Source organism: Mucilaginibacter sp., from assembly GCF_041660805.1.
Taxonomy (GTDB): Bacteria; Bacteroidota; Bacteroidia; order Sphingobacteriales; family Sphingobacteriaceae; genus Mucilaginibacter.
The window spans coordinates 1-23,428 of sequence record NZ_JBAZVP010000047.1 but is presented as its reverse complement, the minus strand read 5'-3'; the positions used below and the strand labels follow the sequence as shown (position 1 = coordinate 23,428).

Genomic DNA, 23,428 nt, shown 5'->3' with positions numbered 1-23,428 from the left:
TGTTAAAGCCTTTAAACAGGTATATACGGTATTGATGAGTTCCCGCTGTATGAATTGCCATCCGGCAGGAAATATCCCGCTGCAGGGAGACGATAGCCGCCTGCACACAATGTCGCCTCAAAGAGGAGTTGACGGTAAGGGTGTTTATGCAATGAAATGTTCCAACTGTCATCAGCCCGCAAATACTCCTGGTTTGCATACGCCGCCGGGCAACCCTAACTGGCACCTGCCGCCGGCAGATATGAAAATGGTGTTTCAGGGCCGCACACCGCGCCAATTAGCCAAACAACTTGTAGATCCTAATCAAAACGGCCATAAAAATATGCAGAAACTGATTGAGCACGCGGATGATGGCCTGGTGTTGGCCGGCTGGAAGCCGGGCGAAGGCCGTACACTTCCGCCAATGAGCCATGCGGCATTCAAGAAAGCGTGGATAACATGGCTTACCACAGGGGCTTACGCTCCGGCTAAATGATTTGATGATTTTAAAGTTTAGCATTGCAAACTAAAGGGTTTAGTTAGCTGTAACCCTAAATTGTAAGCAGTATAAATACGCGCCTTCTTTGGCAGACAAGCCTGGTAAAATATCCTCATAGCCGATATTTTACCAGGCTTGTCTGCCGGTGTAATCTTTTAATGATGTGTTTAAATTCCTAAAGTTTTATAAACTAAAACTATTTACTCCTTTAACTTAATCCCCCCGGAGCCAGGCTTTGCAGCCCATTCGTAGCAAAAGTCAGTTGCCATAATGTGTTATAAAGTGAACGCGGAATGTCCTGCGCCCAAGCAAAAAACATCCATAAGAAAAATCACAGAAAAATTGCGTAGTTAAATAACTACATTTATATTTGTAGTCAAATAGCTACGCAATGAATTTAAGACGAGACGTGTTTCAAGCAATAGCCGACCCGACAAGAAGGGCTATACTTCTATTGGTAGCCTCACAATCCCTCACAGCAGGTGCAATAGCCTCAAACTTTGACACAGCAAGACCGACAGTTTCAAAACACCTGCAAATACTCACCGAGTGTGAATTGCTTGAACAAGAGCAAAACGGCAGGGAGATCTACTATCATATTAATGCAAAAAAGATGAAAGAGGTAGCCGACTTTATTGAGCCATTCCGCAAAATATGGGAAGACCGATTTAACAAACTGGAATCCATAATGAAAAACTACAAATCAAAAAAATAGAGTAATATGGAACAAAAAACAAAAATTATTGCAGAAGACGGCAAACAAGAATTAGTGATTACAAGGGAATTTGATTTGCCGTTGGAATTACTTTTTAAAGCGTATGTAGAGCCCGGCATTGTTGAGCAATGGATGGGAACGAAAGTGCTAAAACTCGACAATAAAAAGCACGGCAGTTACCAATTTGAAACAACTGATGCTAAAGGAAACAAATACGGGTTCAATGGGGTAATACACGAGTTTAGCCCGAACCGGAAAATCACACGGACATTTGAAATGGAGAATACGCCTTTTAGCGTCCAGCTTGAGTTCTTAGAATTTGTACAACTTACTGACGACACCAGCAAACTCAATATGCACGTAATATATGAATCGGTTGCACAAAGGGATCAGGTACTTGCTTTACCCTTTGCTCAGGGCATAAATATGGCACATAACCGGATACAAGACATCGTAAGCAAATTAAAATAACACACCATGACAAAGAGAAATAAAATTATCTATTGGGTTTCCACCATTTGGCTCGCGTTAGGAATGATGTCAACTGGCACAGTACAGTTATTAAAAGTGAAAGAGGAAGTAGATAGTATGACACATTTGGGTTATCCTATCTATTTTTTAACAATACTGGGTATTTGGAAAATTTTGGGAGTTGTAGCAGTCCTTATTCCTAAATTTCCCTTACTAAAGGAATGGGCCTATGCAGGCTTTTTCTTTGCCATGTCGGGAGCTGTCTTTTCTCATTTAGCCAGTGGAGATGGCGCCAAAGAATTTTTTGGACCGATATTATTGCTCATCCTAACTGTGGTGTCGTGGTATTTCAGGCCTGCTGATAAGAAAATTATTTCAGCTAATTTTAATAAATGAATAAAATGAATCCTAAGGTTGATTTTTACTTCAGTAAAACCACAAAATGGCAGAAAGAATTGGAGCAATTGAGAATGATCATTCTTGATTGCGGGCTGACCGAAGAATTGAAGTGGGGTGTCCCTTGTTATATGTTTCAGAAAAGTAACATAGTTTTAATACATGTGTTTAAAGAATACTGTGCGGTTTTGTTTTTTAAAGGTGCCTTGTTAAAGGATCCAAACGGTATTCTAATCCAGCAAACGGAGAATGTGCAGGCGGCGCGCCAGATCCGGTTCACAAATGTTTTGGAAATAGTTGAGATGGTACCCATCTTGAAAGCCTATATTTATGAAGCCATTGAAGTGGAAAAAGCCGGTTTGAAAGTAAGCCTTAAAAAAACTTCAGAATTTATCATTCATGAAGAATTTAAACATAAATTAGATAAAATACCTGACTTGAAAGCTGCTTTTGAGGCATTGACGCCGGGACGGCAAAGAGCATACATTTTTTATTTTTCTGCACCCAAACAATCCAAAACCCGCGAGTCGAGGGTTGAAAAATATTTGCTGCAAATTCTTAATGGAAAGGGGTTAGATGATTAGTAAATTCGATTTCAACAGGTTATAATATAAATTATGAGCAACATGAATAACGATAAAAAAGATTTGTCACCAGAACAACGTGAAGAACTACTCAACGTATTAAAAGTCCGTTTTGAGAAAAATGTGAGCCGCCATAAAGGTCTTGAATGGGCTAAAGTACAAGCAAAGCTGGAAACCAATACTGAAAAACTTTGGTCGCTTGATGAAATGGAAATAACCGGCGGTGAACCAGATGTTGTTGGTTATGATAAAAAGACGGGCGAATACATTTTTTATGACTGTTCGGCGGAAAGCCCTAAAGGCCGCAGAAGTGTTTGTTACGACGGTGAGGCCCTGGAGGCAAGGAAAGAACATAAACCAGAAAATAACGCAATAGATATGGCAGCCGACATGGGTATTGAGCTTTTAACAGAAGAGCAATATCGGGAATTGCAGCAACTTGGAAAATTCGATACGAAAACGTCGAGCTGGATAATAACACCTCCTGCTATTAGAAAACTCGGCGGTGCCCTCTTTTGTGATCGCCGCTACGACCATGTCTTCGTCTATCACAACGGTGCGGATTCTTACTATGCCGCCAGAGCATTCCGTGGCTCGCTAAGGGTCTGAATTTTTCACATATAGCGATTGGAATATTTTTTGTTAAGCCAAATAAAACTGATGCTAACAATGCATATAGTTTATGGCGGGCGAAACAATAAATTCAAGGTTTTCGACTTTTAACCCAATTTCGTTTTGAGCGGGAGAGAAGCGCCTCGTAAACCAACCAGGACTTTAGATAATCAATTGACAATAGATATTTGATATGCTATTTGTGCCACCTGTAATAGTGCATATTTATTGATATAACTTGAATAAATTGGGCTGAAGTTAAAACAAAAAAGCCCTTAAATCTATGATTTAAGGGCTTTTGATACTTGGTATCGCTTTCGTCGGGATGGCAGGATTCGAACCTGCGGCCTCCACATCCCAAATGTGGCGCGATACCGGGCTACGCTACATCCCGATTGGGATTGCAAAGGTAGCTTTTTTAGTAAGTGCTGCAAATTTTTTTTTGAAGAATCTGAAGATGCCCTTCTAACCAATTCATTTGCAAAAACTTAGTCGTAAAAAAATATTTTACAGGGCTCTTTATTCGCCGAAATGAGGCTATTATTAATATGAATTTAATTACGGCTTAGCCAATTCAATATATAATCAGCATCTTTTTCCCAGCCAGGCCGGCCTAGTACAAAATGATTGCGGTCCTTAAACTCTTTGTAATCTAATAATATTGTCTGTGCTGCCCGGGGTAAGCAACAATGGGGCATGGGTTTCTATAAATAATAGACACTTGTTGTAAAAAAAACTACTTGCCAGATATCGCGAAAAGTTAAACGACTAATTTTGTTTAGTGCTTTAGGAGATTATTATAATTATCTAATGGATAAAGTGATCATTTCACGCAATATATCTTCGTTAATGTCGGCCAGTTTTTTAATGTACAGGCAGCTGCCTTTCACTTTATGTTTACCTAATTGCTGGATTAGTTTTTCGCTATCAGCATAATTTTTTGCTAAGTATAGTGAGAACTCTTTGGCACGTGGAGAAAAGCCTGCTTTTGGCGCATCACCTTCGCGGCCGCTATCGTATTTATAATGATAGCTGCCAAAACCAACAATTGCATCCCCCCACATTTTGGGTTCAAACCCTGTTGCCTCTTTCATAATTTCCATCAAACGGAAACTATCCGCACGCTTAACATCATCGGTCACCGTATTTAAAAACTCGGCAACACTTTGAGTGGTTTCTATAGTTTTATTTTTTGCCATGGAGACCGGTTTGATTTTGCTTACACCAAGATAAGGATATTTACAAAAAAAATGCTACCCTATCTGTGGTTGCTGCCCATTTGTTACCAGTCGCAAAAGGGCTGCCTTTTCTGTTTTATCTTATTTCGATTAGTGGGGTGCGGATGTTAATGTGTGATAGGGAAGTGATCTTATCCCAGATCGTTGATTTTTTTAACATAAAGCTCATCAACCAAAATAATTAAGATAGCCAGCAGTGGCACGGCTAATATCACGCCCAGGGCACCGCATAGCGTCCCCATAATTACCTGGCTTATAATAGTTAAGGCAGGCGGCGTATTTATCATCCTTTTTTGAATAAGCGGCGTAACAATATTGCTTACTATTGTTTGGCATATTATATACAGTAAAGCGGTTGCTATAGCGGTATTAACACTTATGGTAAGTGCAAGCAAAACGCCGGGTATCATGGCCGCTAATGAGCCAAAGTTTGGGATAAGCTTAAGTATGCCGGTTATTAGTGCAAGTACCAGGGCAACGGGGATGCCTATTATTGTTAACCCTGTGGTAAGTAATATAGTTATTAAAACCATAGAGAGCATCATGCCCTTAAGCCAGCCTTTTAATGCAAAACTAATGCGATCTATTACATTCTTCGCCAGGTTTTTTTTAGAATCGGGCATTAATTTAATTATACCATCTTTATAAAGGTTAGGGCTTGCTGTAAAAAATATAGCTAAAAATAAAATGATATACATATTACCAAGCACCCCAAAGCTAGTGCTGAAAAAACTTTGCGCTGTTAAAAAAAGCTTATCAGATTTATCACCGGTGAAGTATGCTAATATTTTTGCCCCAATTGGCGATTCGGCCAGTTTTGCCTTAGCTGTACTTATAGTTTGAGGGAGTGTATCATTCAAAATAGCAATTTGCCCCTGTATTTTGGTGCCCATAAACCAAAGCAACAAAGCAATAATGGTGAATGAAACAGCAACAGATAATATCATGCAAACCCGGCGGCTGAATTTGGTTTTCCGTTCAATCATATCGCCCAACCCATGAAAGTAAACCGATATTAATACACCTGCAAGTACCATTAGCAATACATTAAAAGCAACGCGGGCTATTAAAATAACAACCACCAGCAAGGCAACAATAGCTACAGTATGCCAAACTTTTTCAATGTATGATAATTCTCTCCTGGTTACTTTTTCCTCCGGTTTTTTGCTATCGGGCATATTACTCTTAAATGATGATATACCATAAGGACACCATTTACACCTAAAAGTTTTAACAGATGTTAATGAGTTGAGTTAACTTTAACTTTTTGAGCAATTCACTTCGTTTTTTTGCTCATTGCCAGGCTTTCATTCTGTTTTATACGGGCTTTTACAATTTTTGTTATTAACTCTTCGGGCAAAGGTTTGTTGGGTGCAAAGTGGAGTGTGGCGCCTGATGTTTTTATATCTTTCAGTTCATCCTTCAATTGTTTAACCAACGGCGGGCTCATGGTATAAAAACTGCACGAGTTTTTATTGGTGCCAACACCAACCAGCATATACAAGTATTTAAAACAGGGGATCTGGTAGCTGATGGATTCTTCGGCCTGCGGTACAACCGACAGGATGATCTCACGCATTCTGATCAACCCAGGCCTAAACTCTTCGGGCTGCAGTGATACATAATGATCGAAATTTAGCGGGGTCACATTATCAGGGTACGCTTTCATTGCCTTATAGAGTTGTATACTCTAATTTATTGATTTTTAATTAATCAAGGCGGCAAAAAAACAAAAAACCTTCCAGGCAGGCCGGGAAGGTTTTGTAATATAAATAAAAGCTGTTTCTATGGTTGTTTATTCGCGGCTTTAACCTTATTAAAGTACTCTACCAGTTTTTCAATATTTTTTAAACCATAGTTATTACTGCGGATGCGGAGTACAACGTCGGGTTCGTCGCCCATAACTTCGCTCATTATATCTACAAAGTTCTCGTTGGTGAGGTGCTGCATATTTGCCGTACTGCTGCCATAATAATAACTCATTTTTGAGTTTTTACCACCACCACCTCCGCCAAATGATATGCCTAAGCCACCGCCGTATGATGTACCATAACCGCCGCCGGTGCTTAATCCCACCCCGGGCGATACATGTACGCCACTGCCGCCACCACCGCTGCCCGCGCCGCGGGTAGCATAAATTTTAAGGGGTTCATCAACTACAACACGCACAAAGTCAAGGTCTTTTTTTGCCCAGGTTTCGTTACCCGGCGCGTGTGCCACCACAAAACTGTCTTTACCCGCAACAAATGATTGCAGGTCGCTGGTGCTCAATTTTATTGGATTGGCTTTTTCATTCTCCTTATATTCAATAAAGCCCTCATTTTTAATGGGGCCATTACCGCCGGGATAGGCGCGTATCAAGCCTGTTTCAACAACACCTTTGGCATCGGTAAAATGACCGGGTTGCCATTTTTGCGCGCTGGCCGAAAAAGTAATTACAAAAATTGATAGAGTTAAAAAGTAGCGCATTGGTTATTCAATAGGGTGTTCTTTAAAAATCTTGTACTGTTTTACAAGCTCGTCTATCTTACCATAACGGTATTCCTTATTTTTAATTGCTTGCACAATGCCATTGTTATCAGCCATTATTTTACTCATAATTTCAATGAATTTACTCCGGCTTAATTCAGTTATATTATCTGGATTTTCACCGTAAAAATAACGGGTATTATATCTCTCCCAATAGCCAAGAGTAACGGTAGTGCCTGTATAGCTGCCGGCTCCCATTGTAGATGGAGTTGAATTTACTCTTAAATTTACATAAAGCTTTATAGGGTTATCTAACAGTACTTTTAAAACTGGGTATTCTTTAAGGTAGGGGTGATGAGATACTACAAAGCTATCTGTCTTAATTACAAATGATTTGATTTTATCTGTTGAGATCTTTTCTTTCTTTACGGAGTCGGCTGTGCGGAACTGAATATGATCACCAGTACCTTTAAAAATATTTCGGGCGGGAACATCCCATTTTATTTTTCCGCATATACGGGAATTATTAATGTCATAATAACAAGCCGGCGTCCATTCGCCTATCTGCGCTTTTGCTGCGAACGAAAAAAAAGAAATAATTAAAAGAAGTAAAAGTTTATGCATGAGGATAAGGTTTGGTTACGCCAAAATAAGATAATATTGACTACCCCAATAATATTCAAACCATTTTTGTGATTTTGCTGATACAACTATCAGCATAAAAAATAAAATGATTAAAATTGGGCGCATAATTTGAAACACAAATAATGTATTTTTAGCTATAATATATGATAACTGTTGATTTACGCAGCGATACTGTAACTAAGCCAGCTGCCGGTATGCTGGAAGCCATGTGGAGCGCAAAAGTGGGGGATGATGTTTTTGGTGAGGACGAAACCGTTAACGCGCTGGAGCAAAAAGCTGCCGATATGTTTGGTATGGAAGCCGCTATTTATTGCCCATCTGGTACCATGACCAACCAGATAGCTATTAAATGTTTTACCCAGCCGTTGGATGAGCTGATTGCCGACCAAACCGCACATGTTTATCGTTACGAGGGTGGGGGCATCGCCTTTAATTCGGGCGTATCAACGCGATTACTGAATGGTTACCGGGGCATACTCACCGCAGAGATGATAGAGCCGGAAATTAATGCTGAGAATATACATTACCCCCATACCAGTTTGGTAGTACTGGAAAACACCGTGAACAAAGGCGGCGGGAGTTGCTATACCTTAGCTCAAATAAAACCAATAGCCCAGCTTTGCCATGATAGGGGCCTGAAATTGCACCTTGATGGCGCCCGCATATTTAATGCCCTTGCCCATACCGGCGATAGTGCTAAAGAGTATGGTAAGTATTTTAACGGGATCTCGGTTTGTTTGTCCAAAGGGTTGGGTGCGCCGGTAGGTTCGGTTTTATTGGCTGATAGGGCAACCATTAACTATGCACGCCGTATCCGTAAGGTTTTGGGAGGCGGTATGAGGCAGGCGGGGTTCCTGGCAGCAGCAGGTATCTATGCGTTGGATCATCATGTTGAAAGGTTAAAAATAGATCACTCACATGCCCGTATCATGGCCGAAGCATTAGCCACGGCACCATGGGTAACCAATGTTGTACCTGTAGAAACTAACATAGTATTATTTGATACCACCGAACCTGCAAGTAACATATTAGCCAAGCTGGAAGGAAGGGGCATTAAAGCTAACAGTACCGATACACACCGCATCCGTTTTGTAACCCATTTGGATGTGCATCCCGAGCAGGTGGAGTATGTAGTGGATACCATAAATTCTTTATAGATAAGGACGGGAATGATAAAAGACAAAGGATAGATGGACAAAGGATCAAGCTTTATGCTAAGGTCATTTGTCCTTTGTCTTTAAATCTTTAATCCCACATGCAGCCGCTCGGCTCCTGCCGAGTGGTAACTATTATTAGGCCTCCGGCCGCCTCTTAAATAACTGCTTAAACACTGCGGCGAGGACGCCGCCTAATAACTGTCGGCTCCAGCCGAGCGACTACAGGAGGCTGACTCGCCCGATCTTTGGCTATAAATCCCGTCTCTCCAAACTTATATATCCCAACAATGTTATTATCATCACATGAACCGCCTCTTAAAAAAACTCGAGAAAATAGGGCGAGACCCTAAAGTTACCGCGAAAGCTGTAGGGTTGCGCTATGTATCAGATTCTACCCCCGGCTATACCCGCAAAAAAGCAGGCAAAGGGTGGAGCTATATGGATGCTGATGGTAACGTGGTTAAGGATAAAGAGCTAATAACGCGCTTTAATAAGTTAGTGATACCGCCCGCCTACACCAATGTTTGGATCTCGCCACATGAAAACGGACATTTACAATTTACAGGCACTGATGCTGCCGGGCGCAAACAATACCGTTATCATGCCTGCTGGAACAAAATTCGTAACCAATCAAAATACCATCGCCTGCAAACTTTCGCGGCGCATTTACCAGCCATAAGGCAACAGGTAGATAAAGACCTTGCCCGCCGCAATCTCGATTATGAAAAGGTAGTGGCACTTGTTGTACGCCTCATGGAACTAACCAGTATAAGGGTAGGCAACGAATCATACAAGAAGCTTTATGGTTCTTTTGGCCTTACCACACTAATGGACAGGCATGTTAAAATTGAAGGGGCAAAGTTAAACTTTGAGTTTAAGGGCAAAAAAGGGGTAATGCACAAAGTTGCACTGCAAAGTAAAAAATTGGCTAAGCTGGTAAAGCAATGCCGCGATATACCCGGTAAAGAACTGTTCCAGTTTTATAATGAGGAAGGGGAACGCTGTACCATAGGGTCTGGCGATATCAATAATTACCTGAAAGAAATAACAGGGGAGGACTTTACCGCTAAAGATTTCCGTACCTGGGCTGGTAGCGTAAGTGCCTTATACGCATTTAAAGAAGCCGGAGAATTTAGCAGTATAACAGAATGCCGCAAGAAAATTGTGAGCGTGCTTGATGAAGTAGCCATTAACCTGGGCAATACCCGCACTGTTTGCAAAAAGTATTATGTGCACCCAACCGTAATAAGAAGCTATGAGGAAGGCAGCCTATTCAAATACATTAGTCAGCTGGATGAAGAAAAGGACATAAAAGCTACCGAATTGAATATTGCTGAAAAGGCCTTATTACAGATCTTGGAGAATGAGAAACTCGCGGAAGCAAGTTGAACGGCTTATCAGGTATTTTAGTTTGCAAGTTGTCGCTCAAAATATTACTTTCGGCTTTATAACCTAAACCTATAAAGCCTTTTATGAAACCACATTACCCAATTTTAGACGGATTACGTGGCACTGCTGCCATACTGGTAGTTATTTTTCATTTGTTTGAGGCTTATTATCCCGAACTTGACAAACACCCTATGCACCATGGTTACCTGGCGGTAGATTTTTTCTACATGCTTTCGGGTTTTGTGGTGGGTTACGCTTATGACGATCGCTGGGCAAAGGGAATGACCATTAAACAATTCTTAAAGATAAGGCTCATTCGCCTGCATCCGCTGGTTATTTTGGGTACGCTGATAGGCGCCATCGCCTTTTGGTTTGATCCATATAAAGACGCACAAAATGTAGAAGTGTGGCGACTGATAGCTGTTATGCTTATTGGCTTTACCTTGTTGCCTGCACCGATAGATGTACGCGGCTGGGGCGAAACACACCCGCTTGACGGGCCCTGCTGGTCGTTAATGCAGGAGTATATCGCTAACATAATCTATGCTGTATTTGGCCATAAAATGACCAAAACCGTATTGTGGGTTGTTGTTATTATTAGCGGTATTATACTTACTGTGGTTGCAGTAGATCATGGCGACCTTGGTACTGGTTGGGGTTACGCTAAAATTAAATCTAAATTCATTGCCGATTTCTTTTACGGCCCGGGAGCCGAGGGGTATCCTAATGTATGGGTAGCTCCGGTCCGCATGATGTTCCCATTCTTTGCAGGGCTGTTGCTGTTCCGTACGGGCAAACTCATCCGTATCCCTATGGCATATACCGTATGCTCGCTTATGTTAATGGCGCTGTTCTTTTTCCCATGGTACAGTTGGAATGGTTTTTATGAGGCGGCATGCATCATCATTATGTTCCCGATTATTATTGCGGCCGGTGCCGGCGGACAAATAAGCGGCCGCTGGGCCAAACTGTGTAAATTCTCGGGCGATATATCATACCCCATCTACATTACGCATTATCCGTTCATTTATATTTACACGTTCTGGGTAATGAAGGCAAAACCTGCCCCATCAACCATTGTCCCTATAGCTTTCGGGCTGTTCATCTTTTTTATACTGCTGGCTTATGCAGCTTTAAAGTTATATGATGAGCCGGTAAGGGTATGGCTGAAGAAAAAGTTGATGAAGGGATAAATTATTGAGCAATTGTAAGCCTGCAAACCACACTTGAGGGCGGATAGGTGCCTCTGTTACTTTGGTTTTATATGCTCATCATAATTCAAGGAAATCAACATAGAAATACCGTGTTTTCACGGTTGTTGCAGCCTTATGATTACCTTACTTTTATTAAAAAAAAGTTATGATTAAAATATTTAAGTATATGATAATAAGCGCAATGTGCCTGGTATTAATGTCTCTTACACCAGTAATTAAAAACCCAAAGCCGGGTTGTAAGTACTATACCTTCGTTTGGTACGGAAAAGCCCATTTAACCTCAAATGTAAGAGCGACAGAAAACGTTTACAAGGAATTTAATATTATAAAAACTAAGCCGGGTTATATGGCTGCCTTTAATGATTATCGGTCGGTTAGTAACGGGGAACAAAAAATAATTAATATAGGGCCTTTTGATACAGAAAGTGTATGCTATACTGAGAAAAGAAGGATCATAACTGATTTGGAAAATAAGGGTTACAAACCGCGTGAACAATACAAACACATGATGCCTGCAATTTTAGAGTTTGACTATCAGGAATGTAATTAGTTTATCTCTTTTCGGGTATCCGAATATTTTGAATAACAGGTGCTTTTGCATCCACATTTAAACCTACAGCTTATTAAACCAGCCCTTTTTCCAAAAAATAAATATAAGCCCGCAGCCTATCAGGAACATTCCTATAAGGGTATAAACGTATCCATGTTGAACATAAAGCTCGGGCATATTATCTTTAATCACATGGCCATTGGCATCCTCGCGACTAAAATTCATGCCGTAAATACCGGCTATAAAGGTTAAAGGAATAAAAATTACTGATATGATGGTGAGCACCTTCATTATCTCGTTCATGCGGTTGCTCACCATAGATAAGTACAGGTCTATAATGCTTGAAGTTACCTCCTTATAGCTTTCAACCATATCCATGGCCTGTATGCAGTGGTCATATGCATCGCGCAAAAAAAGTTTGGTTTCTTTGGTGATAAGCTCACTTTCACTGCGGATCATATCATTTATCTTATCCCTCTCCGGCCAGCACGAGCGGCGGATAATGATAAGGGTGCGCTTCAATTGCTGCGCATCAAACATGATAGATTTATCGGGGCTTTGATAGAGCTTGTCTTCAGTTTGGTCTATCATATCGCCAATTTTAGCCAGGAGGACAAAGTAATTGTCTAATATGGTATCTGTTAAGCTATAAAATATATAACCCGGTCCGGCCGTGCGGATAATCCCTTTACCAGCCTTTAAGCGGGCGGTAACCGCCTCAAAATAATCTTTATGACTTTCTTCAAAGCTAATAACGATATTATCTTTAACGATTCCGCTAAACTGGCAGTTTATCAGTTCGTCCTCTTTATTAAAATAAATTACCCTGCTGGTACCAAATACATAACCTTCATATTCATCAAATTTGGGGCGCTGGTGGGTATTTACAATATCCTCAAGCACCAGTTGATTTATCCCCAGGAAAGTTCCAATATCTTCAATTAGCCGGGCATCGCCCAATCCATTTATTTTTATCCAGTGGGTGTGATCCGTGCATTTCTTTATCTGCCTGGTAATGGTTTCTATATTGGTACCCTTACTGGTTTGCAGATCGTCCTGATTAAAGGAATAAACAACTATTTGCGGTTTTTCGGCATCATCGGGGATAATAATTGAACCCGGGCGTGCACCTACATTAATATGTCTTTTGTGGTTTTTATAACGTACCCGTTTGGTGTATGTTGACATTACAGATAATTTAAAGCTTGTGGCCCCTGGTTAAACAACAGATCAACAATGCTTAGATTTTTTAAAAAGCCTTTTCGTTCTTCAAAAACTTGAAAGTAGGGTTTTTGTTCGGTATCAGGTACGTTTTTGGCGCTTATTACATTTCGCAGATCAATCAGATGTGGGTAAGCCGCTTCATATGTTTCGGTAAACTGAAGGGGCAGCTTTATTTTAAGCAGGCGCAGCAGCAACTCCAGTTGTTCGCGGTTATAATCAACCAGGTAGGTAAAGTTCTTTTCGTAAAAAGGGGCAAAATCATCTTCATAATACTCAAAATATGCCGAACTGCGGTAGCAGGCACCCAGACTAAGCCAGTGCAGGCGCTGCCACTTAAAATCGTAGCTTATTTTAACATCTTTTGTTTTGGTGTGGTTTTTTGAACCTTTTGATACAGGTACGGTAAGGGTTAGCATACCATCGGGCGAGTATATGTTTGCCCGGTTGCGGTAGGTTTGTTTTGGGAAATGTTCTTCCACCTCCAGCAGTATATTCGGCTTAAAGTTGTTCAGCTTTGTAAAATACTCAACCGGCGGCAGGTAGAACATAGGTAAAACAGCACCATTCTCAATCATATATATTTTTTATGTTTGTGGCAAAATTGGTTAAAATAATGTTAAAAAAGGCCGCATATAATACCGGTATATTTTTTTGGTACCTGTTTTCGTTATTGCCCTTTTGGTTTTTGTACCTCGTTGCTGATCTTTTATACCTGATTATCTATTATATAATTAAGTACCGGCGGCCGGTTGTTTATGAAAATTTAAAGAATGCCTTCCCTGAAAAAAGCGAAGCCGAGCGATTAAAGATTGAAAAGAAATATTTTCATTACATGGCCGACCTGCTGATGGAAACATTTAAGATGGTAAGCATATCTGAAAAAGAGCTGCTTAAGCGTATGCGTGTTACCAATCCCGAAATAGTTGATCATTACTTTAAACAGGGTAGAAGCATTATCGCTGCTGCCGGGCATTATGGTAATTGGGAAATGGCAGCACTGGTATTTGGCCTGCTTACCGAAGAGAAAACCCTTATTGTTTACAAACCACTGTCAAATGAAGCTTTTGATAAATTTTTAAACAAGCAAAGAACCCGTTTTGGCTCTACACTGGTTGCTATGAAACAAACGCTGCGTACCATTGTCGCTTTAAAAAATGAGCGTACAATGATTGTACTGGCATCAGACCAAACACCTGTAAGGCATGATATAAACTATTTTACCACTTTTTTAAACCAGCCAACCGCTGTTTTTTTGGGGATAGAGAAAATAGCTAAAATGGTAGATTCTGTTGTGCTTTTTTATCGCATAGATGTAATAAAGAGAGGCTATTATACCTATACACTAGTGCCGTTGATTGAGCACCCAAAAGAAACCGCACAATACGAAATTACCAACGCGCATGTGCAGTATCTTGATAAACAAATAAAAGAAACGCCCCAGTATTGGCTGTGGAGCCACCGCAGGTGGAAGTTTAAGCCGGAGGATTTTAATAAATGATGCATACACCTAAAGTTGCCGTAGTAATATTAAATTGGAACGGCATCAAATACCTTCGCGATTTTTTGCCCTCTGTTTTAGCATCAAGCTGGCCTGCACTGGAGATAGTGGTTGGCGATAATGGCTCTACCGATGGTTCTATTGCTTTTGTACAAAGCGTGTACCCAACGGTAACAGTAATTGAAAATAAGGATAATTACGGCTTTACAGGCGGTTACAACCGGGTGTTAAACCAGGTAGATGCCGATTATTATATACTGCTTAACTCTGATGTTGAGGTTGAGCCCGGATGGATTGAGCCGGTAATAGCCCTTATGGAAAGCGACGAGCTGATAGCCGCCGCCGCGCCAAAAATTAAATCATTTAATAACAAAGACCATTTTGAACATGCAGGGGCTGCAGGCGGCTTTATTGATAAGTATGGTTACCCGTTTTGCCGTGGGCGGATCTTTTACGAGATAGAAGCCGATAGGGGGCAATACGACCAGCCTGGTGAGATCTTTTGGGCATCGGGTGCGGCAATGTTCATTAAAAAGAAATGCTGGGACCTGGCAGGCGGATTTGATGAAAGCTTTTTTGCCCATATGGAAGAGATTGATCTTTGCTGGCGATTGAAAAATATGGGTTATAAGGTAGTATACTGCCCACAATCGCAGGTTTACCATGTTGGTGGTGGTACGCTTAATGCCGAAAACCCTTTTAAAACCTATCTTAACTTTAGGAACAACTTATTGCTGCTTAAAAATAATTTACCTTTTTGGAAAGCATTTTGGGTGATCAGTATCCGGTTTTGGATGGATCTTTTAGCCCTTATCCGCTTCCTGATGGAAGGTAAACGTAAGGATGCCTGGGCTGTAACCAGGGCGCACCAGAATTTTGTACGCAGGCTGTTTATGTCAAAAGTTGAAAGCCAAAAGTCAAAAGGAGCAGTATTTCAAATCTCAAAATTCAAATCTCAAATCTTAACCGGTACTTACACCCGTAGTATTGTTTGGGATTTTTTTGCAGGGAAGCGCACAAAGTTTACTGATCTGGAGCAACAGGACCTGCATTAGCATCGGGCAGGCCGGTATCTGTAATATCTGTATTGGCCACTTCGGCCTTTTTACCGGGTTTCTTTTTATTATTGCCGGCAATAATATCTGTTTGCTCATTTGTAAGCTTTAAATGCAGGTCGCGCTGCGGGAATGGTATCTCAATCCCTTCTTTGGCAAAGGCTAAATAGATGTCCGTAAGTATGCGGCTCTTTAACGATAACCAGGTGTTTATATCAGCGGCCCAGAATAACAAACGGAAATCAACCGAGCTTTCATTTAAGTTATGCACAAAAATGAGCGGAGCGGGGTTGTCCATAATATCTTCACTGTTACAAAGCAGATCGGTTAAAAGTGCTTTTACTTTCTCAATATCTGATCCATATGCTACCCCAATAATTAGTTCAATACGACGGTTGTTATTGCTTAATGTCCAGTTAATTACGTGATGGGATATCAGGTCGCCGTTAGGGATAATAACCTCAGCGCCATCGCTTGTAGCTATTTTACTTGAACGGATGCCTATCTCCATAATAGTACCTGAGCGATTATCTACTTCAATAATGTCACCTATTTGAATAGGTTTCTCAAAAGCCAGTATCAGTCCTGATACCAAATTGTTTACAATGTTTTGCAACCCGAAACCAATACCAATACCAAATGCGCTGATGATGATAGTTATCTTATCCAACGGGAAGCCTGACGCGGTAACAGCCAATAAAAACCCTACAGCAAACACCGCCAATTTAATGAGCAGGGTTGAGGTGCGGTTTTTCTTTTTTAGCACATCAATATCATTGGCGTGTTTGCCGGCCACTTCATACAGGTAGCTAATTATCCGTGCCGCAACAGATGAGAACCATATTACGGCTATAAATATGATGATACTTTGAAAGGTGAACTGTGTATTGGTACCGCCCAGGCTGCGGGATTGGGTCAGGAAGTTTTGGATAAATGTAAAAACGGCATCCTCAATACTCAGGTTTTGCGTAAGCATTATTAACCATAACACACTTGCCAATATCGTTAAAATGCTCCTGAACTTGTTCTGCAGCATCTTAAAATCAATAAATGAGCTTATGCTGCTGCTATCTTTATTGGCCTCCAGTTGCAGGAACAGGCTTTGCATAATTATTTGCACTAAATAGTACATACCCAATGCCAGCCATAAATTATATACTGCCGTTACCCCAATTATTTTTGATAGTGTAACCCGGCCAAATACGTTACATAAAAATGAAACAACCAATAAAGTAATAAATACCTGCAAGATGGTTTTTGTATAAGGCAGGTAATCTTCGGGTTGCTTTTTAACCTGGCGATATAGCCAGATACTTACAATAGATGTGGCCAGGGCCAGTAATAACACAACCACCCGGTCGGTATTTGATACCTCAACAAACAAATTGCTAAGGCTATAAACAATTGTAAGCCAGAATAATATGTGCAGGTATTTGAATTGGGTAGGAGGGCAGGTTTTTTTAACAAGGTAAAGTATGCCCAATGTAAGTACAGTGAAAAATATCTCCTGTACAATTACCGGTGGGTGGTCATAAAAGTTAGGTACAATAGCAAAAGCTAAAATTATTGTTGATGTTATTGGGTAAAGAGAAATATACTTAGCATGATTAAAAACTGCCTGTGGTTCCTCTTTTATTCTTGAAACTTTACGCCTGTTTGAATAGATCCAGGTAAAGAACAATACAAAAACCAACATCCCTGCAAAGTGGATAAGCGGATCGCGGCCAACAAAAAAGTTGAGCAGCCTCCTGTTCATATTAACTGTTTTGCTTAAGGCCGTTTTAAAAGTGCTTGTGGTATCAGCATCCATTTGCCAAATGCTGTTGTTTTCAGAACTTAAGGCTTGCATGCTAAACTCACGGATCTTAATATCTATCTGATCCTTCAGGTCAAGCAGGGAAATATACACTGCCGATATACGGTTTTGCAGCAATCCTATTTTAAGTAAAAGCTTTTTGTTAGTACTATCCAGCCGTTTATGCTTACTATCTATAGCAATTTTTTGTTCCAGAAAGGTGGAGCGTAAGCCACTATCAGCCGGTACAATTTTCAAAGCAGAATCTTTATCCATTGATGCCAGCTCATTCTGATTTTGTACCAGTTTAGAGTTAATTGCGGCAAGGCGTTCCTGATAAATGTCTAACTGGTCATCACTTCGGGTAAGGATGTCACGTATGGCATACAAATAACGCAGCGTGCTTGAACGGTCATTATCAATAAGGGTTTTAATAAGCCCTACACGCCTTTCAAACGAAGGCAGCTGGTTGCTTATATCAACCGTATCAACACTGCGCGACAGCCCGGTTTTGATCTGGTTGAAAGATGAAGTATAATATTCTATCTTTTGCAGCAGGTTGTTGATGGATGTGTCAGACTTTTTAAAAGTGCGCATCATCGAGTCGCGGCGCAGGATAGCCATACGCAGCGAATCGCGAACAGATTGCTTCTTCTTTTTGGTTTGGGCAATGCCATCCACCGTAAATAAAGTAAGTATAAACAGTAGGGGGAATGTTATTTTAAATACTTTACTCATATTTTTATTTCGAATGCCGAATGTTCGATCTCTAATTACTAATTCTCTGTGCTTAAAAACCCGATTTTAAAATTCAGGTTTTAGAATTTATATCAGAAAGCTCTCTATTGCTAACCTGTACGAATGCATTCCAAAACCGGCTATAACGCCCTTGCAATTACTTGCCAGCATACTGGTATGCCTAAACTCTTCCCGTTTATATACGTTAGAAATGTGGACTTCAATTACCGGGGTGTTAATAGCTGCAATAGCATCGGCAATAGCGATAGAGGTGTGGGTGTAAGCACCCGCATTCAGCACAACGCCATCATAGCTAAAGCCAACCTCGTGTAATTTGTTTATAATTTCGCCTTCAACATTACTTTGGAAGTAATTAATGGTGATGTTTGTAAAATGTTTTTGCAATTCGGCAAGGTAGCTTTCAAAATCAGCACTGCCATATATAGATTTTTCGCGTACGCCAAGCAGGTTTAAATTTGGCCCGTTTATAATTTGTATATTCATTTGTTCAAACTTAACTATAAAACATCAAAAAACTAAAATCAATTGAACTGGGCTTCGGCAATAAAAGGATTTAAAAGCTATCTGAAACTGGAACGCTCACTGGCCGCAAATTCCATTGATGCTTATACTGATGATTTAGGCAAGCTATACCAATATGCTGAATTACAGATAAGTAAAAAATCACCTACAGAATTTTCTTTAACAGATTTACGCGATTTTATTAAATGGGTGAATGAGTTAGGCATGATCCCGTCGTCGCAATCACGTGTGATATCGGGCATTAAGGCCTTTTACAAATACCTGCTGATGGAGGACCTGATAGCCAGCGACCCATCCGAATTATTGGAAACCCCCAAGATAACCCGTAAGCTTCCCGACACGTTAAGCATCAACGAAATTAACAAAATGATAGCCGCCATTGATGTATCCAAGCCTGAAGGTGCACGCAACAAGGCCATGCTGGAAGTAATGTATGGATGCGGCCTGCGGGTATCTGAGCTGACAGAGTTAAAACTATCAAACCTTTACCTGGATATTGAATTTATAAAAGTTACCGGCAAAGGCAGCAAAGAACGCCTGATACCTATAGGTGGGGAAGCGATAAAGGCATTATCGATTTGGATAGAGCAGGTGCGTGTACACTACCCTATTAAAAAAGGCGAAGAAGACCTGGTGTTCCTGAACCGAAGGGGCAGTCGCTTAAGCAGGGTATACGTATTCATGGTGATAAAGCAACTGGCAGAATTAACAGGGCTAAAAAAGAATATTAGTCCGCATACGTTGCGCCATTCGTTTGCCACGCATTTGGTTGAGGGCGGTGCCGATCTGCGCGCTGTACAGGAAATGCTGGGCCATGAAAGTATTACGACTACCGAAATTTATACCCACCTTGACAGGGAGTATCTGAAAAGCACAATCATAGAATTTCATCCGAGGAACTGACCGTTGATTTAAATGATTAAGCTGATTGGAATCAACATAATCAAAAGCATCAGTGAGAATCAGCGGTCGCGGCCATTATCATCCTGTCCCGGCCACTCATGTCCTGCCTTAACTCAATGTTGGTAAATTTGTTATGGCTCAATAACTCAACTGTTTCTTTACCATAATTTTCATTGATCTCAAAGAATAGCAAACCATTATTTTCAAGATGCTCTGCCGCGAAACCAGCAATGGCTTTGTAAAAAATGAGCGGGTCGTGCTCTGGTACAAACAGGGCGGTATGCGGCTCAAAACCGGTTACATTCTGGTGCATTTGCAATTTATCTTCCAAAGTAACATAAGGTGGATTAGAAACGATAATGTCGAATTTCTTTTGACTTTTAACTTTTAACTTTTCACCTTTCACCTCCAGTATATCCTGTTCAATAAACTCCACCTCAACTTCATTAATCACAGCATTTTGTTTAGCTGTTTGTAAAGCACCTGGTGAAATATCAATAGCCATAACATTGGCACCAGGCAAATTCTTTTTTAAGCTGATAGCAATACACCCGCTGCCTGTACCAATATCCAAAATTGATAATGACTTTTCACTGTTCACTTTTAACTTTTGACTTTGCAACACCCATTCCACTAATTCCTCTGTTTCCGGTCGGGGTATAAGCACTGCCGGGTTCACTAAAAAGTTTAATCCGTAAAATTCCGTAGTTCCTAAAATGTATTGCACGGGTTTGCCCGTCTTAAGTTCTTCTAATATGGCGGTAAGTTTTTCAACAGCATTGGCAGGAATCTCATCTTCAGGGAAAGCTTTGATCTTAGCACGTGAAAAACCTGTAAGCTCTTCCAGTACCATTAAGGTTATTGCACCGGTTTCGCGGGCATCATAAAGCGTTTCAAGGGCATGTTGAAAGGATAGAAATACATCCTTAATAGTTTTCATGCAACAAAGTAACATAAAACCTACTTTTGCACAATGGCATTACATGAAATATATATGCAGCGTTGCCTTGAACTGGCCGCTTTAGGAGCAGGCTCGGTTAGTCCGAACCCTATGGTTGGCGCTGTGATTGTTCATGACGGCAAAATAATAGGCGAGGGCTATCACCAAAGATATGGCGAAGCACATGCCGAAGTAAATGCCGTTAACATGGTGATAAACAGGTTTGATAACCATGCCGACCTAATGAAAGATGCTACCATCTATGTTTCATTAGAGCCCTGCGCACACTATGGCAAAACACCGCCCTGTGCCGATCTGATCATTAAGCACAGGATCCCGCAGGTGGTAGTTGGCTGCCGCGACCCATTCCCGCAGGTAGATGGTAAAGGGATTGAAAAACTGATAGCCGCCGGGGTAGCGGTAACTGTTGGGGTTTTAGAACAGGATTGCCAGTGGCTTAACCGCCGCTTTTTTACCCGTGTACAAAAACAACGGCCATACATTATCCTCAAGTGGGCTCAAACAGCTAATGGCTTTTTTGCACCGGCAGATGGCAGTCAGCACTGGATAACCGGCCCGGAAGCGCGCAAACTGGTACACCAATGGCGTGCCGAAGAAGATTCCATACTGGTAGGGAAGAATACAGTGATGGCTGATGATCCGCAATTGAATACGCGTTATGCCGAAGGCAAATCACCCAAGCGGGTTGTAATAGACCGCAGGCTGGAGTTAAGTACAGCTTTAAACATATTTGATCAAACTGTTGAAACGTTGATATTTAACGAAATTAAAACCGATATTGACGGCAAAATAAAATACATCGCTTTAGAAGATTTTGACCGGTTTGTGCCACAGTATATTTTGTTCCAGCTGTATTTACAGGATATTCAATCGGTAATTATTGAGGGCGGTGCGCATACATTAAATACATTTATACATGATGGTTTGTGGGACGAAGCACGTATTTTTACCGGCACATCTGTTTTAAGTGAAGGCATTAAAGCACCTGCTATTACCGGTACAAATGCCGGTGAATATGTAGTGGGAGCAGATAGTTTGCAAATTTTTTATAATCAACCTAAATAAACTTAATAGCCAATGTTATATGTTTTTTTAAGCGTTTGCTGCAGCGTAATTGTGTCGGTTTTATTGAAACTGGCCCGGCGTTACAGTGTTGATATTTTCCAGGCCATTACATGGAATTACTCCATGGCTATTTTACTTACCTGGTTCTTTTTTAGGCCGCAATTGCAAAATTTATCGCATGCACCTGTAACTATTTATGTTGCTGTAGGGATATTGCTGCCACTGGTGTTTTGGATAATGGCATCGTCAGTTAGGGTGGTGGGTATTGTGCGTACAGATGTGGCACAAAGGCTCTCGTTGTTTATTCCTATCCTGGCATCGTTCCTGCTGTTTAAAGAACCTTTAAGCACGTTAAAAATAATTGGGATAACTGTTGGCTTTGCTGCTATACTTTGCTCAATACCATGGCAAAAGCAAACAGCCAACCGTAAGGTGCTTAGCAATTCCTGGATATACCTGGTGGTAGTGTTTTTAGGTTTTGGTATAATTGATGTACTGTTTAAACAGGTGGCTGTATTTAAAGAAATTGCTTATACCACTTCACTTTTTATTATTTACATACTGGCATTTGTTATTGCCTTTGTTGGTTTACTTTTTAAGGTAATTACCAAACAATCAAAAATTTCATGGCCGCATATGATGTTTGGCTGGGTACTGGGTGTTGCCAATTTTGGTAATATTTTATTTTATCTGAAAGCGCATACTGCCTTATCTACCAGCCCTTCAACTGTATTTTCTGCAATGAACATTGGTGTAATTACTTTGGGTGCTGTTGTGGGTTTATTTGTTTTCCATGAACGTTTAAGCCTGTTAAATAAAATTGGCATTGGCCTGGCCATTGTTGCCATAATTATAATTACCTACTCACAACATTAATGCTGTTTGACGATACTTATACTACTATTGCCCAACCCACCGAAGGCATTTTTCGCGACCGTGGCAGTAAGTTTTTAGCTTTTGCATATCCTGTAAGTTCAGATACTGAGATAAAGGCCATTGTAGCCAATTTAAAAGCCGAACACCCCAAGGCCAATCATCATTGCTGGGCAATAAGGCTTGGGATTGACCGCTCGGTTTTCCGCGTGAACGACGATGGCGAACCTTCCGGTACAGCAGGCAGGCCAATATTGAACACACTGCTATCAAAAAATATTACCAATGTGCTGGTGGTAGTGATACGCTATTTCGGTGGGACACTGTTAGGTGTTCCGGGGTTAATAAATGCCTATAAGGCAGCTACCGAGGCAGCATTAAGTGAAGCACAAGTTATCGAGAAAACAGTTAATGATATTTATACCATCACGTTTGATTACCTGCAGATGAACGATGTTATGCGCATTATAAAAGATGAGCAATTACAGATATTGGAACAGCGTTCTGAATTGAATTGCGAGATCCGGTTCTCCGTACGCAAAACACAGGTAGAACAGGTAATGACCAAGCTGAATAAAGTAAGCGGGGTAAAGGTGGTTTATAATTATAGCGGGTAGGGCATAGCAGCAAAGACGGCTCGTTGTAAGTACAAGTCATTGCAATGAACGCGCGGGGTGGAAATTGCTACAAACAATTACGTCTTTGCGAGCATAGCGAAGCAATCCCAAATATGCTTGTCGCCTACTTTCTATCGGGGATTGCTTCGTACCTCGCAAAGACGCGCTTGGTGATTAGTAGTGGCGCATTTGGTAAAAACAACATAATGAAGAGCGTCGGCCAGACGAAAAACCGGGG

Annotated in this window: 26 protein-coding genes and 1 tRNA gene; 16 read left to right on the top strand and 11 right to left on the bottom strand. The window is 40.9% G+C overall.

Annotated features, from left to right (window positions below):
* The 6 genes from WC743_RS26885 to WC743_RS26860 form a co-directional block, all read left to right on the top strand.
* A partial coding sequence (locus WC743_RS26885; RefSeq protein ID WP_373016649.1) for a hypothetical protein occupies positions 1–475 on the top strand: 475 nt, incomplete at its 5' end.
* 394 nt (positions 476–869) lie between these two features.
* Positions 870–1,193 carry an ArsR/SmtB family transcription factor gene (locus WC743_RS26880; protein ID WP_373016648.1) on the top strand — a complete coding sequence of 108 codons (324 nt, stop codon included), beginning with the start codon at positions 870–872 and terminating at the stop codon, positions 1,191–1,193.
* A gap of 6 nt (positions 1,194–1,199) precedes the next feature.
* Positions 1,200–1,664, top strand: coding sequence for an SRPBCC domain-containing protein (locus WC743_RS26875; protein ID WP_373016647.1), 465 nt, complete (start codon positions 1,200–1,202; stop codon positions 1,662–1,664).
* A gap of 6 nt (positions 1,665–1,670) precedes the next feature.
* On the top strand, positions 1,671–2,060 hold the full coding sequence (locus tag WC743_RS26870; RefSeq protein ID WP_373016646.1) for a DoxX family protein: 390 nt from the start codon (positions 1,671–1,673) through the stop codon (positions 2,058–2,060).
* 5 nt (positions 2,061–2,065) lie between these two features.
* Complete coding sequence (locus WC743_RS26865; protein ID WP_373016645.1) at positions 2,066–2,644, top strand: YdeI family protein; 579 nt, start codon at positions 2,066–2,068, stop codon at positions 2,642–2,644.
* A 42-nt stretch (positions 2,645–2,686) separates the two neighbouring features.
* Complete coding sequence (locus WC743_RS26860; protein ID WP_373016644.1) at positions 2,687–3,253, top strand: DUF4256 domain-containing protein; 567 nt, start codon at positions 2,687–2,689, stop codon at positions 3,251–3,253.
* Between the two features lie 323 nt (positions 3,254–3,576).
* On the opposite strand, the gene WC743_RS26855 is transcribed toward WC743_RS26860, so the two are convergent.
* The 6 genes from WC743_RS26855 to WC743_RS26830 all read right to left on the bottom strand — a co-directional run bounded on the left by WC743_RS26855 (position 3,577) and on the right by WC743_RS26830 (position 7,587).
* Positions 3,577–3,650 (bottom strand) — tRNA-Pro (locus WC743_RS26855).
* 409 nt (positions 3,651–4,059) lie between these two features.
* The gene (locus WC743_RS26850; RefSeq protein ID WP_373016643.1) at positions 4,060–4,455 is read right to left on the bottom strand and encodes a DUF1801 domain-containing protein; all 396 of its coding nucleotides are present in this window, start codon (positions 4,453–4,455) and stop codon (positions 4,060–4,062) included.
* A gap of 170 nt (positions 4,456–4,625) precedes the next feature.
* On the bottom strand, positions 4,626–5,672 hold the full coding sequence (locus WC743_RS26845) for an AI-2E family transporter (protein WP_373016642.1): 1,047 nt from the start codon (positions 5,670–5,672) through the stop codon (positions 4,626–4,628).
* 98 nt (positions 5,673–5,770) lie between these two features.
* Positions 5,771–6,163, bottom strand: coding sequence for an iron chaperone (locus tag WC743_RS26840; protein ID WP_373016641.1), 393 nt, complete (start codon positions 6,161–6,163; stop codon positions 5,771–5,773).
* Positions 6,164–6,279: 116 nt separating this feature from the next.
* Positions 6,280–6,963 carry a hypothetical protein gene (locus WC743_RS26835; protein WP_373016640.1) on the bottom strand — a complete coding sequence of 228 codons (684 nt, stop codon included), beginning with the start codon at positions 6,961–6,963 and terminating at the stop codon, positions 6,280–6,282.
* A 3-nt stretch (positions 6,964–6,966) separates the two neighbouring features.
* Positions 6,967–7,587, bottom strand: coding sequence for a hypothetical protein (locus tag WC743_RS26830; protein ID WP_373016639.1), 621 nt, complete (start codon positions 7,585–7,587; stop codon positions 6,967–6,969).
* Positions 7,588–7,751: 164 nt separating this feature from the next.
* Between WC743_RS26830 and WC743_RS26825 the strand changes: the two genes are divergently transcribed.
* From WC743_RS26825 to WC743_RS26810, 4 genes are all read left to right on the top strand, one after another.
* Positions 7,752–8,765 carry a low specificity L-threonine aldolase gene (locus WC743_RS26825; RefSeq protein WP_373016638.1) on the top strand — a complete coding sequence of 338 codons (1,014 nt, stop codon included), beginning with the start codon at positions 7,752–7,754 and terminating at the stop codon, positions 8,763–8,765.
* A 303-nt stretch (positions 8,766–9,068) separates the two neighbouring features.
* Complete coding sequence (locus tag WC743_RS26820; protein WP_373016637.1) at positions 9,069–10,154, top strand: DNA topoisomerase IB; 1,086 nt, start codon at positions 9,069–9,071, stop codon at positions 10,152–10,154.
* Between the two features lie 83 nt (positions 10,155–10,237).
* Positions 10,238–11,347, top strand: coding sequence for an acyltransferase family protein (locus WC743_RS26815; protein ID WP_373016636.1), 1,110 nt, complete (start codon positions 10,238–10,240; stop codon positions 11,345–11,347).
* Between the two features lie 166 nt (positions 11,348–11,513).
* Entirely contained in the window at positions 11,514–11,918 is a 405-nt protein-coding gene (locus WC743_RS26810; protein ID WP_373016635.1) for a hypothetical protein, read from the top strand.
* A 63-nt stretch (positions 11,919–11,981) separates the two neighbouring features.
* Here the strand turns inward: WC743_RS26810 and corA are convergent, their stop codons facing one another.
* Together corA and WC743_RS26800 are read right to left on the bottom strand one after the other, a co-directional pair.
* The gene (gene corA / locus WC743_RS26805; RefSeq protein ID WP_373016634.1) at positions 11,982–13,106 is read right to left on the bottom strand and encodes a magnesium/cobalt transporter CorA; all 1,125 of its coding nucleotides are present in this window, start codon (positions 13,104–13,106) and stop codon (positions 11,982–11,984) included.
* On the bottom strand, positions 13,106–13,717 hold the full coding sequence (locus tag WC743_RS26800) for a WbqC family protein (protein ID WP_373016633.1): 612 nt from the start codon (positions 13,715–13,717) through the stop codon (positions 13,106–13,108). The genes corA and WC743_RS26800 overlap by 1 nt, the downstream gene beginning before the upstream one ends.
* A 38-nt stretch (positions 13,718–13,755) precedes the next feature.
* Here WC743_RS26800 and WC743_RS26795 point away from each other — a divergent pair, with 38 nt between their 5' ends.
* Together WC743_RS26795 and WC743_RS26790 are read left to right on the top strand one after the other, a co-directional pair.
* Positions 13,756–14,640 carry a lysophospholipid acyltransferase family protein gene (locus tag WC743_RS26795; RefSeq protein ID WP_373016632.1) on the top strand — a complete coding sequence of 295 codons (885 nt, stop codon included), beginning with the start codon at positions 13,756–13,758 and terminating at the stop codon, positions 14,638–14,640.
* Positions 14,640–15,695, top strand: a complete 1,056-nt coding sequence (locus WC743_RS26790; RefSeq protein WP_373016650.1) for a glycosyltransferase family 2 protein — start codon at positions 14,640–14,642, stop codon at positions 15,693–15,695. Before WC743_RS26795 ends, WC743_RS26790 begins: the two co-directional genes overlap by 1 nt.
* On the opposite strand, the gene WC743_RS26785 is transcribed toward WC743_RS26790, so the two are convergent.
* Positions 15,664–18,228 carry a mechanosensitive ion channel family protein gene (locus WC743_RS26785; RefSeq protein ID WP_373016631.1) on the bottom strand — a complete coding sequence of 855 codons (2,565 nt, stop codon included), beginning with the start codon at positions 18,226–18,228 and terminating at the stop codon, positions 15,664–15,666. The two genes, WC743_RS26790 and WC743_RS26785, sit on opposite strands and share 32 nt — an antisense overlap.
* 87 nt (positions 18,229–18,315) lie before the next feature.
* On the bottom strand, positions 18,316–18,732 hold the full coding sequence (gene aroQ / locus WC743_RS26780; protein ID WP_373016630.1) for a type II 3-dehydroquinate dehydratase: 417 nt from the start codon (positions 18,730–18,732) through the stop codon (positions 18,316–18,318).
* A 42-nt stretch (positions 18,733–18,774) separates the two neighbouring features.
* On the opposite strand from aroQ, the gene xerD reads away from it, so the two are divergent.
* On the top strand, positions 18,775–19,674 hold the full coding sequence (xerD, locus tag WC743_RS26775) for a site-specific tyrosine recombinase XerD (protein ID WP_373016629.1): 900 nt from the start codon (positions 18,775–18,777) through the stop codon (positions 19,672–19,674).
* A 49-nt stretch (positions 19,675–19,723) separates the two neighbouring features.
* Here the strand turns inward: xerD and prmC are convergent, their stop codons facing one another.
* Positions 19,724–20,614: a peptide chain release factor N(5)-glutamine methyltransferase gene (gene prmC, locus WC743_RS26770; RefSeq protein ID WP_373016628.1), complete on the bottom strand. Its 891-nt coding sequence runs from the start codon at positions 20,612–20,614 to the stop codon at positions 19,724–19,726.
* 33 nt (positions 20,615–20,647) lie between these two features.
* Between prmC and ribD the strand changes: the two genes are divergently transcribed.
* The 3 genes from ribD to WC743_RS26755 are packed head-to-tail and all read left to right on the top strand — an operon-like array spanning position 20,648 to position 23,190.
* Entirely contained in the window at positions 20,648–21,700 is a 1,053-nt protein-coding gene (gene ribD, locus WC743_RS26765) for a bifunctional diaminohydroxyphosphoribosylaminopyrimidine deaminase/5-amino-6-(5-phosphoribosylamino)uracil reductase RibD (RefSeq protein ID WP_373016627.1), read from the top strand.
* 12 nt (positions 21,701–21,712) lie between these two features.
* The gene (locus WC743_RS26760; protein WP_373016626.1) at positions 21,713–22,576 is read left to right on the top strand and encodes an EamA family transporter; all 864 of its coding nucleotides are present in this window, start codon (positions 21,713–21,715) and stop codon (positions 22,574–22,576) included.
* A complete protein-coding gene (locus tag WC743_RS26755; RefSeq protein WP_373016625.1) occupies positions 22,576–23,190 on the top strand; it encodes a YigZ family protein in 615 nt (204 codons plus the stop codon). The genes WC743_RS26760 and WC743_RS26755 overlap by 1 nt, the downstream gene beginning before the upstream one ends.
* Positions 23,191–23,428: the final 238 nt, after the last annotated feature.